The sequence below is a fragment of the Methylobacterium pseudosasicola genome (genome assembly GCF_900114535.1).
GTDB lineage: Bacteria > Pseudomonadota > Alphaproteobacteria > Rhizobiales > Beijerinckiaceae > Methylobacterium > Methylobacterium pseudosasicola.
On the sequence record NZ_FOTK01000002.1, the window covers coordinates 152048 to 167108 of the forward strand.

Genomic DNA, 15061 nt, shown 5'->3' on the forward strand with positions numbered 1-15061 from the left:
GATCCGGCACCACCCCCACCCCTGACCCCTCCCCGCAAGGGGGAGGGGAAAAGCGTACTCCGTCAGACGCTTGTGGCTGAAACTGATGGATGAGTCCGCCGGCACACGTGTCCGCTTTACCGATCCGGAGCCCGGGATCCGGTTGGTCACCATCGACCGGCCGGAGCGGCGCAACGCCCTCGACCGGGCGACCTATGCGGGCCTCGCCGCCGCCTTCGACGCCGCCGGGACCGACGCCACCCTGCGCGCCGTGGTGCTCACCGGGGCGGGCGGCTGCTTCACCGCGGGCAACGATCTCAAGGATTTTCAGGAGGTCGAGGCCGGCGGCGACAGCCCGGGCCTGACCTTCCTGAAGGCCCTGCGCGGCTGCCCGAAGCCCGTCGTCGCGGCGGTGGAGGGGCACGCGGTCGGCATCGGCACGACGCTGCTGCTGCATTGCGACCTCGCCTATGCCGGGGACGGCGCCCGCTTCCGCCTGCCGTTCACGGCGCTCGGCCTCAGTCCCGAGGGGGCGTCGAGCTACCTTCTGCCGCTCGTCGCCGGCACCAAGCGGGCGGCGGAGCTGCTGATGCTGGGCGAGCCCTTCGGCGCCGCGGAGGCGGTGGCGGCCGGCCTCGTCAACGCCGCGGTCCCGGCGGGAACGTCCCTGGAGGTTGCGCTCGCCCGGGCCCGCGCCCTGGCGGCCCTGCCCCCGGCCTCGATCGCGGCGACCAAGCAGGCCCTGCGCCGGGGCCAGGACGAGACCGTCGCCCGCACGCTGGCCGAGGAGGCGGAGGTGTTCCACGCGCTCCGTCGGGGCCCGGAGGCGCAGGCGGCCTTCGCGGCGTTCCTGCGCCGATGACGACCGCGGATCAGGACCTGCTGGCCGATCCCGACGCGGCGCCGGGTGACGGTGCCAGGGAGGACGGCGCCAAGGAGGATCGCCACTTCGTTACGGCGCTGGCCCGGGGCCTCGCGGTGCTGGCCTGTTTCGGGCCGGGCCGGACCAGCCTCGCCAACCACGACCTCGCGGCGGCCTGCGGCCTGCCGCGCTCCACCGTGTCGCGGCTGACCTACACGCTGACCAAGCTCGGCTACCTGCACCACGCCGCCGAGACCGGCCGCTACCGGCTTGGCACGGCGACCATCGCCCTCAGCGCCGCGGCGCTCGGCGGGCTCGACGTGCGCGGCATCGCCCGGCCGGCCCTGCGGGCGGTAGCCGAGGCGGCCAACGCCTCCGTGGGCCTCGGCGTGCGCGACCGGCTGAGCATGCGCTACGTCGATTGCCAGCGCGGGCCGGCCGCGATCTCGCTGAACCTCGATACCGGCTCGCGGATCTCGCTCGCCCGCAGCGCCATGGGCCGCGCCTACGTAGCGGTTTGCCCGGAGCGCGAGCGCGAGAGCATCTACGAGGACCTGAAGGCCCTCGATCCGGTGGCCTGGCCCGCCCTGCGCGCCGGCCTCGACCGGGCGGTGGCCGAGCATCGCGAGATCGGCTGCTGCACCTCGTTCGGCGACTGGCAGGAGACGGTCTGCGCCATCGCGGTGGGGTTCCACCCCGGCGGCGGCTTGCCGCCCATGTCGGTCAATTGCGGCGGCCCGACCGTGATCACCGACGCCCGGTTCCTGATGGACGTGGTCCGCCCGAAACTCGTCGCGGCCGTGCGCAGCCTCGACGGCGTGATGGGCGCTTGAAGGCCCACAGGATCGGGTTTCCAAAGGGCGTGCCCTTTGGCGGGTTGTCAGGGCAGAGCCCTGATGAACCGGGACTTTTCACGAGGCGATGCGCGCGCTGAGGATCTTTGCGATGGACTCTGACCCGTCATCGGACCTGCCCCTCATCGGGATCCGCGTCCTCGACCTGTCCCGGGTCCTGGCCGGGCCGTGGTGCGCGCAGGTGCTGGGCGATCTCGGTGCCGACGTGATCAAGGTCGAGCATCCGGAGCGCGGCGACGACACCCGCGACTGGGGTGTGACGACCACCCCGGGCAACACCTCGTATTTCGACAGCGTGAACCGCAACAAGCGCTCGATCGGGGTCGATCTCGCCACGCCGGAGGGGTTGGCGATCGTCAAGGCGCTGGCCCGCGAGAGCGACGTGCTGGTCCAGAACTTCAAGACCGGCGGCGCCGACAAGCTCGGACTCGGCTACGCGGCGCTCTCGGCCGAGAACCCGGGGCTGATCTACTGCTCGATTGCCGGCTACAGCTCCGACGGCTCGGAGGCCGGCCGGCCCGGCTACGACCTCGTGGTGCAGGGCGAATCCGGCGTGATGGCGCTCAACGGCGAGGCCGGCGGGCCGCCCCTGAAGTTCGGCGTCGCCGCGGTGGACCTGTTCACCGGGCAATACGCCGCCCAGGCCGTGCTGGCGGCCCTGTTCCAGCGCACGCGCACCGGGCGCGGCCGGACCATCGACCTCGCCCTGTTCGATTGCGGCGTGGCGCTGACCTCCTATTACGGGCTTGAGGCGCTGGCCCGGGGCATCGATCCGCCGCGCTACGGCAACGCCCATCCGTCGATCGTGCCCTACGGGGTGTTCGAGGCCGGCGACGGACCGGTGGTGATCACGGTGGGCAACAATGCCCAGTACCGCCGCTTCTGCGAGCAGGTGCTGGAGCGCCCGGACCTGTGCGCCGACCCGCGCTTCGCCACCAATCTCGATCGCTCGAAGAACCGCGCCGTCTTCATCCCGATCTTGGAGGCCGAGCTCGCCCAATGGGAGCGGGCGCCCCTGATCGCGCGCCTGCGCGGGGCGGGCATTCCCTGCGGCGAGGTGATGGGCCTGCGCGAGGCGCTGACCTGCCCGCGGGCGCAGGAGGCCGGGCTCGTGGTCGAGGCTGCTGGCAACGCCCACGTCATCGCCCCACCCTATCGCCTCGATGGGCGCCGGCTCCCGGTCCGCCGCATGCCGCCGGGCCTCGGGGAGTCGGGCCAGGAAATCCTGGCCGAACGGCTGGATGTCTCGGCGGAGGCGCGGGACGCGCTGGTGGCGAAGGGCGTGGTCCGGTAGCGCCTGCTTTCAGCCCTCGGTCGGTGCCAGCCGGGCGCGGGCATCGTCCAGCACCCGGGCCAGGGCGTCGTCCCAGGCGACCCGGGGCTGCCAGCCGGTGGCTTCGCGCAGGCGGGTCGCGTCGCCCGCGGCCAGCGGGATCTCGCTCGGGCGCACCCGCTCGGGGGCGACGCGGATCTCGAACTGCACCCGGGCGCGGGCGCGCAGGCCGTCGAGGACGCTGGCGATCGTGCGGGGCACGCCGGAACTGATGTTGAACACGCTCCCGTCCGCCAGGGATTCCACCCGGCCGATCAGGTCGCCATAGGCACCCGCCACGTCGGCCACGTCGAGGAAGTCGCGGTACGAGGAGAGGTTGCCCACTTCGAGGAGGGGCGGCGCGCGGCCGACCTCGATCCGGGCGATCTGCCCGGCGAAGGAGGCCACGACGAAGCGCTCGTCCTGGCCCGGGCCGATATGGTTGAACGGCCGCAGCACCACGAGCTTCACGCCGATCCGGGGCAGCAGGTCGCGCAGCAGCTGTTCGCCGACCCATTTCGAGCGGGCGTAGGTGTTGCGCGGCAGGGGCTCGGCCTCCTCGGAGAGGGCGTGGCCCGCCAGGAACGCGCCGCCGTAGACCTCGCCCGAGCTGACGAAGAACAGCGTGCAGCCCGGCACCGCCTCGACCGCCGCCACGAGGTTCATCAGGCCGTTGACGTTCACCCGCCAGGTCTGCCCGGGACCCGTGGCCGACTCGCCGACCGAAGCAAGGCCGGCGAGGTGGAGGATCTCGGTCGGCCGGAAGCGGGCCATGAAGCCGCTCAAGGCAGCCTCGTCGAGGAGGTCGATGCGCTCGTAATCGACGCCCGCGGGCAGGTCCCGGGGTGCCCCGCGGCCGATGCCGACCACGCGGGCACCCGACGCGGCCAGGAGCGGCAGGACGTGGCCGCCGACGAAGCCCGCCGCGCCGGTGACGAGGATGCGCTTCACGCCAAGCCTGCCGATCCGTTCCACGGGGTCGTCATCATCGTGCAGTCCCGGACGAGGTCAGGCGCCGTCTCCCCATCCCACATTATTCAAAAGAATACAGGGATATAAAGCCGCGCACCGGCAAGGAAATGGGTTTCCAAAGGGCCTGAGGCCGAGCCCTTTCAAGGTATTTGAATTAGATGCAGGGATCACGGTTCGTGGTTGTAACGTATTGAAAGAGCAGCATATTTCCCCTCCCCCTTGTGGGGAGGGGTCAGGGGTGGGGGTGGTGCAGAAGGGACCGCTGAGCCTCTTCCGGCACCACCCCCACCTCCAACTCCTCCCCACAAGGGGGAGGAGAGCGCGTCTGGTTGGTGTTCCGGCACTTCCGAAAACACCTTGAAAGGCTTGGGCCCGAGGCCCTTTGGCGGGGTATCGGGGCGGAGCCCCGATCCTTCAGCTCATCGTCCGGGTGCCCCAGCGGGTGCCCATGCGGCTCTGGGCGCTGCCCGGGGAGCTGCCGGCATCGGCGCCGATCGCCGGTCCGGACGCGGTCTGCGGCCTGTGCTGGGAGCCGGGCCCCATGGGCGTCGGTGCGATCGAGTCCGGCACCTCGGCCAGGTATTCCTCGTCCCGGTCGGTGGCGAACTGGCCGGCCTTGCGGAACGGCCAGAGATAGCCCGGCACCACCGCCTCGGCGGCGGTCGGGATGATCCCGAGCGCCTCGATGGTCCGGCCCTCGGCCTTGGCGGCCTCGGACACGACATTGTCGTTCTGGAGCAGGATCACCTGGTCGCGGGTGAGCTTCAGGCTGTCGGGCAGCAGGCCGAAGGTCAGGGTGTCGGCGACCTCCAGGAGCCGGGCCTGGAGCTTGGCCACCGGCAGCGGCAGGTCGACCACGGCGCGCTTGCGCTGGATCGTCTTGAGCATGTAGCGCACGAGGTGCTCGAGGGTCGCCACCTCGGGGCCGCCGAGTTCGTAGACCTTGCCGCCCGGCACCGCGCCGTCGACCGCCCGGGCGATCGCCTCGGCGACGTCCCCGACGAAGACCGGCTGGAAGCGCGACTGGCCGCCCGCGAGCGGCAGCACCGGCAGGGCCCGGGCGAGGCCGGCGAAGCGGTTGAAGAAGCTGTCGCCCGGCCCGAAGACCAGCGACGGCCGGAACACCACCGTGTCCGGGCAGGCGGCGAAGACCCGGGCCTCACCCTCGGCCTTGGTGCGGGCATAGAGCGACGGCGAAGCGGGATCCGCCCCGATCGCCGAGACGTGGATCATCCGGGCGCCCTGCCGGGCGGCGGCGCGGGCGATCTCGGCGGCGCCATCGACCTGCAGCCGCGCGAAGCTCTGCGAGCCGGTCTCCTGCAGGATGCCGACGAGGTTGATCACCACGTCCGAGCGCTCGGCCGCGCGGGCCACCGATTCGGGGTAGCGCAGGTTGGCCTGGACGGCCACGATCTGGTTGACCTTGCCCAGCGGCTGCAGGAACAGCGCCAGGTCCGGCCGGCGCACCGCGACGCGGATCCGGTAGCCGCGCTTGGCGAGCGCCCGCACCACGTGGCGGCCCAGGAAGCCGGAGCCGCCGAAGATCGTCACGAGCTGGGATTGCGGGCGCAGCGGGCCCGTGGCGGCGGTGGATGCGGGCATGCTGTCCTGAGGCGTGTTCTGTGGGCCGGTCATCGCCGTGGTCTCGGGCTCCTCGCGCGCGCCGGGGCGCCGTCGTGCGCGTCTACTTAGCCTAAGTTCGGCGCCTTGGGAGCCGCCCATGCACGCCAGGGCGCGATTAGCGCCTCCCGGTGCCGGATGCGACCGGGAACGGGGGGCGGCCCCGCGCATTTCCACGGACGAATTCGCCGGGCGGCTGCGCCGGCCGGGGCCGCCGGGGACCACGATGATTCTAGGGATGCTCGTCTCGGCGGTGATCGCCGTTTTCGGACTGCTCGTGGCGCTGGGCCTAATCGGCCACCCGATCGATGCGCAGCTCATCAGCAACTACGGCTGGAGCATCCTGACCATCGGCGTCGCGCTGTTCGTGCTGTTCGCCTATCGCCGGTTCAGCCGGCCCCGGAGCGGGCGCCCCTTCTGACCGAGACGATCAGGCAACCTTGATCCGGCGCCGGACCTCGCGCGCCACGGTGGGGCGGCTGCCGGCCCGGCGGCTCACCGAGCGCGGGGCGCCGACCGTGATGCTCTGGCTCTCCCGGGCGATGAAAGCCGTGGGCATCTCCGCCTGGAGGTCGGCCTCCATGTCGCGGAGCGCCGTGTCGGAATGGGCCGGGTGCAGGTGGATGATCGCCAGGGCCTTGACCCCGGCGGTCTGGGCCAGCTCGACGCCCTTCTGCCAGGTCGAGTGCCCCCAGCCGCGGCAGGTCGGGTACTCGCCGTCGGTGAACATGCCGTCATAGACCATCAGGTCGGCCCCCGCGACGAACCGGGCCAGCTCGGGGTCGGGCCAGGGGTCGCTGTGCTCGATATCGCTGATCAGGCACAGGCGCCGGCCGCCATGCTCGAATCGGTAGCCCACCGAGCCCTGCGGGTGGTTCAGCAGGATCGTGTCGACCCGCGAGCCGTCCGGGAAGGTCAGGGTCTGGCCGGCCTCGAACCCGTGGTGGTTGAAGGTGCAGCACAACTTGTCGAGGGTAACCGGGAAGAGCGGCGGCGCGAATAGGCGATCGAGGGTCGGGCCGGCCGATTCGCCGCCGAGATTGCCGCAATAGGTGTTGATCACCCGGTCGGCGTCGAGGACAGCCGGCTTGAAGAAGGGGAGCCCCGCGGTGTGGTCGAGGTGCAGGTGCGTGAACAGCAGGTCCACGTCCCGCGGGAGATCGGTGCGGTGACCCTGGCCAAGGTTGTAGATGCCCGAGCCGGCATCGACCACGAACATCCGCTCGCCGCAGCGCACCTCGATGCAGGGCGTGCTGCCGCCGAATTCGGCATATTGCGGGCCGCTGACCGGGGTCGAGCCGCGTACGCCCCAGAATCGGAGAACGAGGCCCTGATCGGCCGCGCAGATGGTCGGCTCGGGATACTTGGACATGGCGATCACGAATCTGCGGACAGTCGGTCCCGATCCGTTACGATCGAAACCCCGTCGCCGTTCCGGGAAGGTAGCGCTGAATACGGCAGGCCGACGGGACAGGAGTACCGCTCATCCCCTGCCTTACAATGAATTGGGGGCCCGCACGCCATCGTGATGTGCGGCCGCGCACACGGACGGGCCGCTTTCGGGGTCCGGTGCATGCCTAGAGCCGCTCGGCGGAGGCGATCAGGCCCGCGCCCGAGCCTGCGAGAGTCGGGCGCCCGCCGGCCGAGTCGGCATCTCTCAGGGCCGCCGCCAGCAGGGAGGGCAGGCCGTCGCCGTAGCGCGCCCGGAGGCGGCCCGCCAGCGCCCCGAACGGATCGGGCGCCCGCTCGTAGACCGGCACGAAGCCGGCCATCTGCCGCAGCGCGAGCCCGGACTCGGCCCCACCCCAGGCGGCCCAGACAGATTCCGGAACCGGGCGCGGCACCCGGTGGCCCGGCACGACCACGACCTCCTGGCCGGCATAGGCCAGGGCCTCCGGCCGGCTGATGTCGCCGACCGCGCCGCCCCGGGCCGTGTAGGCCGCCCAGAACGCGTGCTGGCCGCCATCGGAATAGGTGGTGCGCACGGCGGGCTCGCCGGATTCGGCGAGCGCCGCCATCCGGGCCTCCTCGATGGCGCGGTATGTCGCGACGGCAGCCTCCCGGGCGGGATCCCGGGACGGCGCGAAGGCGTAGCGGCCGACGACCACCGAGACCTGAAGCTCCTCCCGGCTCGCCTCGAACCGATCGGACCCGGCCTTGAGCTCGCGCCAGAACGCGATGTTCGGGTCGGTCCGGTGGCGGGCCATGTTCTCGGCGCTCATCCGGAACGGATAGGACTGGAACTGGAAGGCCGCCTGGCCGCCGTTCAGGGCCTCCCGGGCGATGGCGTAGATCTCGCCGACCGTGCCATCGGTCATGGCGAAGCAGCCCATCGACGAGCAGATGCCGTGGACCATCACGGCCGAGCCGGTGCCGCCATGGGCGCGGTCGTAGGCGTTGGGATAGCCGACGTCGAAGGACAGGTAATAGTGCGAGTTCGGGTTCATCTGGCGCTTGGGCACCGCATAGAACCCCTCGGGGGTCTGCCGGTCGCCGCTCTTGCGCTTGGGGCCGAGCTGGCCGGACCAGCGGCAGATCGGGAAGGTCTTGATGTGCACGTACCCGGCCGGGCCCTTCTTCCAGACCTCGATCTCGGATTCCTTCTTGTAGGCCCGGAACAGCACCGGGGCGGCGGCCGTGGTGCCCTTCTGCGCCATCAGGGCCAGCGTCGCGGCCGGGATCGGGGCGTCGGCCTTTCCGGCCTGCGCCGCGCTCGGACCGCAGGCGGTCAGGAGCACGAGGCCGGCGGCGAGGGATCTCGGTATCGGGAGAGGCATGAACCGTCCGTGCTGGATCGGCCGGGCAAGGGGGAACCGGGGCCGGGCAGGCACGGCGTCCCGACCTGCCCGGCCATTGCGGCCGTCGTGAGGCCGTCGCCCTCAGGCCAGGGCCGGCTCCGGCTCGGCGGCCTCGGCGGCAGCCTGGGGCGCGACCACCGCGCTGTTCTCCACGGCGATCACCGCATCGAACGGCTCGATCCCGTCGGGCACGCCCGATTCGGGCAGGCAGACGATGACGCCGCGTCCAGCCCGGGCCTGGCGGAGCCGGGCGAGGCGGTCGCGCACGCCCTCGACCGTGCGGTCTTCGAGCGCAACCGCGACCACCAGGATGTCGGGCTCCCGGGCGAGGCACCGGGCCAGCTCGATTGCGATGCGCTCCCGGGCGTTGATGGCGCCGTCCGCCAGGGCGCCGGTGCTGGGCTGGATCTCGACCTTGCTGTCGAGGCCGAGGCTGTAGACCGAGGCTTCGAGCCCTTCGTCGGCCAGGATCCGCTGCACCAGCGCCCGCACCCGCGGTTCGGCATTGGCCTCGCCGAGGCTGATCCGGCCGAACAGCAGGTTCTCCTCTAGGCTGGCCGCCGGATTGACCCGGCCGGGATCGTGGAACTCCACCGCCCCGGCGAGGTGGGGCGGCAACATCCGGGCGAAGGAGCGGCGGGCTTGGACCAGCCGCTGCTCGAAGGCGTCGTCGATCAGCCCGAAGCGGTGCCGGGACTCGCTGTAGCGGAGGGCGAGGCCGATCAGCCGCGTGCGGTCGCGCTGGCCGGCCGGGCCGCGGCGCAAATTCGCAGCATTGGGCAGGCGGACCACGAGATCTTCGAAATATCCCCGCTCCGAGGCCTGAAACAACGAATAGGCGTCGAAGAGCGGATGATCGTTGGGCAGATCGGCGAAGATTTCCACCGTGCTGCGGGCGACGGCCAGGCCGATCTCGGTGAGCGGTCGCACCAGCTCTTCGGCCTCCAGCACCGCGCGCAGGTAGGGGTGGCGGGCGAACCGCAGGGGCGCGAAGGCGCCACCCACCGGCTCGCCGAACAGGATGTTTTCGCCGATGCTCGCCTGATGGTTGTAGCGCTCCGGGTCGAACGGCTCGACCAGGCGCTCGGCGCCCTTGGCGGCGAGCGCCGCCCGCATGGTCCGGCGGGCCGCGACGATCGCCGCCGCCAGCCGGGGCTGGGTCGCGGGGTCGAGGCGGCCGGTCAGGCCGCGGGCGTAGACGAAGCCGTCGAGGCCGGCGAGGCGACAGATCCCGATCAGCGCGATGTCGTCGGGGGCGTTGGCCGGCTCGGTGCCGTAGAGCAGGTTCTGGCGGAGCGAGCCTTCCATCAGGATCGCCTCCCCGGCCGCGAAGGCGATGCGGCGGGCGCGCTCCGCGGCGTCGAAGCCGCGCAGGTCCGCGCCCGCATAGGTGACGGCCCCGGCGGTCGGCTCGATCTGGCCGGCGAGCACCGCCGCGAGCACCCGGGCGCCGCTGCCCCGGCTGCCGGTGATCGCGACATGGCTCGGCATCGTGACGGTGACGTCGACGCCGGTCAGCCGCTCGCCGCTCGCCGGGTCGAAGGCGCCGACCCCCTGCGTCGCCAGGATCCCGGACCGCGGGAGCGGCGGGGCGAGCCCCGACCGGGCCGCCTTCGCCTGCCGTCCCTGGAGCATCGCGATGAGCCGCGCCAGGTCGCGGAAGCGCGGGCGGACGGATTTGCGCACGGTCCAGAGCCGGGCACAGATCGCGGCGAGCCAGCCGGCGAGGCCGAAGGCCCCGGTGGCGGCGAGCAGGGCTGCCGGGTCGACCGGTGCCACCGGCGGGGCGCCCGGCGCCGTGGAGCGCCACAGGGCCGTGCCGATGGCGATGGCCGGGAGGATCACCGCCAGGGCGAGCGCCGGCGCGCGCGCATAGGCCAGCCGCGCCTCGGCCCGGGACACCTTGGCGCGCATCGCCGCGACCCGCGCCGCGATGCGCTTGCGCTCCAGGGCGGCGGCGCCGTGGACGCGCACGGCGGGCAGGCGCCGCACCAGGTCGTTCAGGTTGGTTTCGGCCCGGGTGCTCGAGCGCAGGCGCAGGTCCTGCCGGTCCCGGGCGCGTTCCAGGACCAGCCCGTAGGCGAGCCCGATCGCCGCCAGCCCGATCGCCGCGGTCGGGATCAGGCGGGGGGCGGCCAGCCCCGCGAAGCCGAGGGCGAAGAGCAGCGCCGCCAGGGTCATGGCCGGCACGACGATGCCGGCGGCGAGCAGCCGGTCGCCCCGGCCCAGAACCTCGCCGACCAGGCGGGCGAGGCTGCGCGCCTCGTCCCGGGCCCCGGCCGGCGCGTCGAGGATCGCCCGCAGGACGGCCTCCCGGACGGCGTCCGCGGCCCGGTTCTGGGCCTTGAAGCACAGGCGCGCCACGACCCAGCCGATCCCCGCCAGGGCCAGCGCGCAGCCGGCGATGCACAGGAAGGCGGCGAGCTCCAGCTCGGCGGGGCGCATCGGGACTCCGTGCGCCAGCACGATCTCGCGGCCGGGCAGCGACAGGGCGACCCGCAGGAACGGCAGCGTCGGCGCCTCGTCGCGGGGCAGCACGGCGACCAGATCGCGTAGGCACAGCAGGGCCAGCGCGCAGAGCGGGGCGCCGAGCCCGACCACGAGGGCGACGGCGGTGGCGTGCAGGCGCCGGGCGGCGCGCCAGGTCAGGACGATGGGATCGGAATCCATAGGGGTCCGGGGCGAGTCCGGGTTGGGGCGTCGGCGGGATCGGGCCGCCATGCCCCGGTCAGGCAGCGCATAGGCCCTCGCGCCGCCGGCGGGAAGTGTCGCGCCGCCGGCGGGACGTGTCGAGCGATCGATGCCGGAAGCGGCCGGTTTGATGATCCATGTTCTAGTTCTCGTCTGGAAAAGCTCTAGGTTCCAAACTGGGACGGCTACGGCGGGCCGCCCCGGCGCCTGGCCGCTTTGGTCGCATTGCGCCGGTGCTCCGCGGCACTGCACTGTCCAACCCGGGACCAACGGTGGGGCGACGCTTGCGGCGCGAGGCTGAGCAGATCGAACCCGACGACCGGATCGCGCCGCCTCGCGGGCGGGCCTGATGGCGCAGCTGTTCACCCCCGGCGCGGACGCGGTCTACCGGCTCGCCCTGATGACCGGCGTGGCCTGCCTAGTCGGCCTGCCGGTTCTGGCGGCCGGGATCGTGCGCTCGAACTACGTCACCGGGGTCGGCATCGCCCCGGCCCAGCCGGTGCCGTTCAGCCACAAGCACCATTCCGGCGAGCTCGGTATCGATTGCCGCTACTGCCACACCACCGTCGACAAGGTCGCCTCGGCCGGGATCCCGCCGACCCATACCTGCATGACCTGCCACTCGCAGATCTGGACCGGCTCGGACATGCTCAAGCCGGTGCGCGACAGCTACGCGCAGGACAAGCCGCTGGAATGGGTGCGGCTGAACAAGTTGCCGCAATACGTCTACTACAACCACTCGGTGCATGTGACCAAGGGCATCGGCTGCTCGACCTGCCACGGCGAGGTCACGGCGATGCAGATGACCTATCGGGCCAACGCCTTCGAGATGCAGTTCTGCCTCGATTGCCACCGGGCGCCGGAGAAATACGTCCGCACGCCCGACGAGGTCTGGAACATGACCTGGAAGCCGCCGGCCGACCAGGCGACCCTCGGGCCGAAGCTCGTGGCCGAGTACCATATCCGCGGCGGGTCGCGGCTGACCGAGTGCGGGATCTGCCACCGATGACCAGCGGATCCGACATCGCGGCCCTGCGCGAAAAGCTCGCCGGCGGCGACGGCCCGCGCTTCTGGCGCAGCCTCGACGCCGTGGCCGACAGCCCGGAATTCCGCGATTACCTCGCGGCCGAGTTCCCCTCGGCAGCCCGGCTCGCCGCGTCCCCGGAGCGGCGCGGCTTCCTTAAGCTGATGGCGGCCTCCTTCGCGCTCGGCGGCCTCACCGCCTGCAGCCGGGACGGGAACCGGGATTATGAGGTGCCCTACGTCAACCAGCCCGAGCGGATCGTGCCGGGCACGGACCTGTCCTACGCCTCCTCGGCGGTGTTCGACGGGTTCGGCAACGGCATCCTGGTCACCACCCGCAACGGCCGGCCCCTGAAGATCGAGGGCAATCCCGAGCATCCCTGGAGCCGCGGCGGCACCGACGTGCTGGCCCAGGCCTCTGTGCTTGGTCTCTACGACCCGTTCCGCTCCCAGGCCGTGCAGCATCTCGGCAAGCCGAGTTCCTGGGCGGCGTTCCGGGCGGCCCTCCAGGCGCAGATGCCGGCCTGGCACGCGGCCGGGGGCGAGGGCGTCGCGCTGCTGACCGGGCCGGTCACCTCGCCCACCGTGGCGGCGCAGATCGCCCGGATGCGGACCGCCTATCCGGCGGCGCGCTGGTTTACCGGCGCTGGCGTCGGCCGCGAGGCGATCTACGAGGGCACCCGCCGCGCCTACGGGAAACCGCTGGAGACGCTCCCGGATTTCAGCCGGGCCCGCACCATCGTGTCCTTGGACGGCGACTTTCTCGATCTCGGCCCCGGCCAGGTCGGCCTGTCGGGGCGCTGGAGTGCGGCCCGCCGGGCGGCCTATGCCGAGGGCCGCCTGCTCACCCTGCACGCCGCGGCCCCGACCCCGACGCTGACCAGCGCCAAGGCGGATCACGGCGTCGCCGTGCCGGTCGGCCGCCTCGAAGCCCTGGCCCGCGATCTCCTGGCCCTGGCCGGGGGCGGCGCCGCGCCTGCCGGCGACGATCCGGCGTCCCGCTGGGCCCGGGGCGCCGGCAAGGCGCTCACCGAGGCGCGGGGCGCCGGCCTCGTCACCACCGGCCTGACCGCGAGCCCGGACCTGCACGCCCTGGTCCACCGCCTCAACGGCGCGCTCGGCAATACCGGGGCGACCGTGCGGCACACGGTGCCGGCGGTCGAGCCGGGGGCCGGAACCCTGGCGGAGCTGGCGGAGGCGATGGAGCGCGGCGCCGTAAAGGTGCTGATCGTGCTCGGCGCCAACCCGGTCTACGACGCGCCCGCCGCCCTCGACTTCGCCGCCCGGATGGAGCGCGTGCCGCTCAAGATCCATGCCGGGCTCTATTACGACGAGACCGGCGCCCATGCCGACTGGCACCTGCCCGCCGCCCATCCGCTGGAATCCTGGGGCGATGTCCGCTCGCTCGACGGCACGGTCGGGCTGATCCAGCCGACGGTGGCGCCGCTCTATAACGGCCGCACCCTCCAGGACATGCTGGCCTTCCTGATCGACGGGCGCGGGAGCGAGGGCGGTGAGGACGCGCTCGGCCTGCTCAAGGCGCGCTGGCGGAACGAAGGCGAGGATGCGGCCGCGTTCGAGGTCCGCTTCGGCGACGCCCTGCGCCGGGGATTCTGGCCCGACAGCGCGGGCGCGACGGAGGAGGTCGCCCTCACCCAGGAAGCGCCGCCCGCCCCTCCGGCGCCGGCCGCGGCCGGGATCGAGGTGGTGTTCCGCCCCGACCCGACCGTCTGGGACGGCACCCATTCCGACCTCGCCTGGCTGCAGGAACTGCCCAAACCTCTGACCAAGATCGTCTGGGAGAACGTCGTCGCCCTCAGCCCGCATCTCGCCGAGCGCGAGTCGATCGCCGTGGGCGACATCGTGCGGGTCGAGGCGGAGGGGCGCGCCGTCGAGGGCGCCGCCTGGATCCTGCCCGGCCAGGCCGCCGAGACCGTGACCCTGAGCCTCGGCTACGGCCGCAACGTGCCGGACCACCTGTCGAGCGGCCTCGGCTACGACGCCGCCACCCTGCGGCCCGTCGCGACGCCCTGGCGGCTCACCGGGGCGCGGCTGACCAAGACAGGCCGCCGCCGGATGCCGGTGACCACCCAGAACCTCGGCACGATGGAGGGCGAGGATATCGTCCGGGTCCAGGCCCTGGGCGCCGCCCCGGTGGGCGACCCGAAGGACGCGCCGGCCCCGGCCTCGTTCTATCCGCCGCCGGAGACTCAGTTGACCGGCGAGACGGCGCAATGGGGTATGGCCATCGACCTCGACGCCTGCATCGGCTGCAACGCCTGCGTCACCGCCTGCCAGGCGGAGAACAACATCCCGGTGGTCGGGCGCGAGGAGGTCGCGCTCGGGCGCTGGATGGGCTGGCTGCGGGTCGACCGCTACTACGCGGGCGACCTCGACGCGCCGACCACGCATTTCCAGCCGGTGCCGTGCATGCATTGCGAGCAGGCGCCCTGCGAGGTCGGCTGCCCCGTGGAGGCGACCCTGCACGACAGCGAGGGCCTGAACCTGCAGGTCTACAATCGCTGTGTCGGCACCCGGACCTGCCAGAGCTACTGCCCCTACAAGGTCCGCCGCTTCAACTACCTGGACTACACGGGCGGCATGACCCCGGTGCAGCAGCAGCAGCGCAATCCCGAGGTCACGGTCCGCGCCCGCGGCGTGATGGAGAAGTGCACCTACTGCATCCAGCGCATCGCGGCGGCCCGGATCACCTCCGCCAAGGACGCGCATTCTCCGATCCAGGACGGCGCCGTCGAGACCGCCTGCCAGGGCGCCTGCCCGACCCGGGCGATCACCTTCGGCAACGTCGCCGACCCGACGAGCCGGGTCTCGGCCGCCCGCAAGGATCCGCGGGAATACGCGCTGCTCGGCCACCTGAACACGCGCCCGCGCACCACCTATCTCGCCGGGCTCGCGCCCGCCGCCGATCCCACCGGACGGGAGGGCTGAG

General features: G+C 72.5%; 11 protein-coding genes. 6 read left to right on the top strand and 5 right to left on the bottom strand.

Annotated features, from left to right (window positions below):
• The first annotated feature begins 85 nt into the window (after positions 1–85).
• The 3 genes from BM228_RS02890 (at position 86) to BM228_RS02900 (ending at position 2989) form a co-directional block, all read left to right on the top strand.
• Positions 86–841, top strand: a complete 756-nt coding sequence (locus BM228_RS02890; RefSeq protein WP_092037029.1) for an enoyl-CoA hydratase-related protein — start codon at positions 86–88, stop codon at positions 839–841.
• Positions 838–1674: an IclR family transcriptional regulator gene (locus BM228_RS02895; protein ID WP_092037030.1), complete on the top strand. Its 837-nt coding sequence runs from the start codon at positions 838–840 to the stop codon at positions 1672–1674. Before BM228_RS02890 ends, BM228_RS02895 begins: the two co-directional genes overlap by 4 nt.
• A 112-nt stretch (positions 1675–1786) precedes the next feature.
• Positions 1787–2989 carry a CaiB/BaiF CoA transferase family protein gene (locus tag BM228_RS02900; protein ID WP_092037032.1) on the top strand — a complete coding sequence of 401 codons (1203 nt, stop codon included), beginning with the start codon at positions 1787–1789 and terminating at the stop codon, positions 2987–2989.
• Between the two features lie 9 nt (positions 2990–2998).
• Here the strand turns inward: BM228_RS02900 and BM228_RS02905 are convergent, their stop codons facing one another.
• Both BM228_RS02905 and BM228_RS02910 read right to left on the bottom strand, forming a co-directional pair.
• Positions 2999–3958 carry an NAD-dependent epimerase/dehydratase family protein gene (locus BM228_RS02905; RefSeq protein ID WP_092037347.1) on the bottom strand — a complete coding sequence of 320 codons (960 nt, stop codon included), beginning with the start codon at positions 3956–3958 and terminating at the stop codon, positions 2999–3001.
• A 435-nt stretch (positions 3959–4393) separates the two neighbouring features.
• Positions 4394–5581, bottom strand: coding sequence for a complex I NDUFA9 subunit family protein (locus tag BM228_RS02910; protein WP_092037349.1), 1188 nt, complete (start codon positions 5579–5581; stop codon positions 4394–4396).
• Positions 5582–5825: 244 nt separating this feature from the next.
• On the opposite strand from BM228_RS02910, the gene BM228_RS02915 reads away from it, so the two are divergent.
• Positions 5826–6020 carry a hypothetical protein gene (locus BM228_RS02915; protein WP_092037033.1) on the top strand — a complete coding sequence of 65 codons (195 nt, stop codon included), beginning with the start codon at positions 5826–5828 and terminating at the stop codon, positions 6018–6020.
• Positions 6021–6029: 9 nt separating this feature from the next.
• Here the strand turns inward: BM228_RS02915 and BM228_RS02920 are convergent, their stop codons facing one another.
• The 3 genes from BM228_RS02920 to BM228_RS02930 form a co-directional block, all read right to left on the bottom strand.
• The gene (locus BM228_RS02920) at positions 6030–6971 is read right to left on the bottom strand and encodes an MBL fold metallo-hydrolase (RefSeq protein ID WP_092037351.1); all 942 of its coding nucleotides are present in this window, start codon (positions 6969–6971) and stop codon (positions 6030–6032) included.
• Positions 6972–7176: 205 nt separating this feature from the next.
• Positions 7177–8376 carry a L,D-transpeptidase family protein gene (locus tag BM228_RS02925; protein WP_092037035.1) on the bottom strand — a complete coding sequence of 400 codons (1200 nt, stop codon included), beginning with the start codon at positions 8374–8376 and terminating at the stop codon, positions 7177–7179.
• 102 nt (positions 8377–8478) lie between these two features.
• Positions 8479–11067: an ABC transporter ATP-binding protein gene (locus BM228_RS02930; RefSeq protein ID WP_092037037.1), complete on the bottom strand. Its 2589-nt coding sequence runs from the start codon at positions 11065–11067 to the stop codon at positions 8479–8481.
• A 370-nt stretch (positions 11068–11437) separates the two neighbouring features.
• Here BM228_RS02930 and BM228_RS02935 point away from each other — a divergent pair, with 370 nt between their 5' ends.
• Together BM228_RS02935 and BM228_RS02940 are read left to right on the top strand one after the other, a co-directional pair.
• A complete protein-coding gene (locus BM228_RS02935; RefSeq protein ID WP_092037039.1) occupies positions 11438–12097 on the top strand; it encodes a cytochrome c3 family protein in 660 nt (219 codons plus the stop codon).
• A complete protein-coding gene (locus BM228_RS02940; protein ID WP_092037045.1) occupies positions 12094–15060 on the top strand; it encodes a TAT-variant-translocated molybdopterin oxidoreductase in 2967 nt (988 codons plus the stop codon). The genes BM228_RS02935 and BM228_RS02940 overlap by 4 nt, the downstream gene beginning before the upstream one ends.
• Position 15061: the final 1 nt, after the last annotated feature.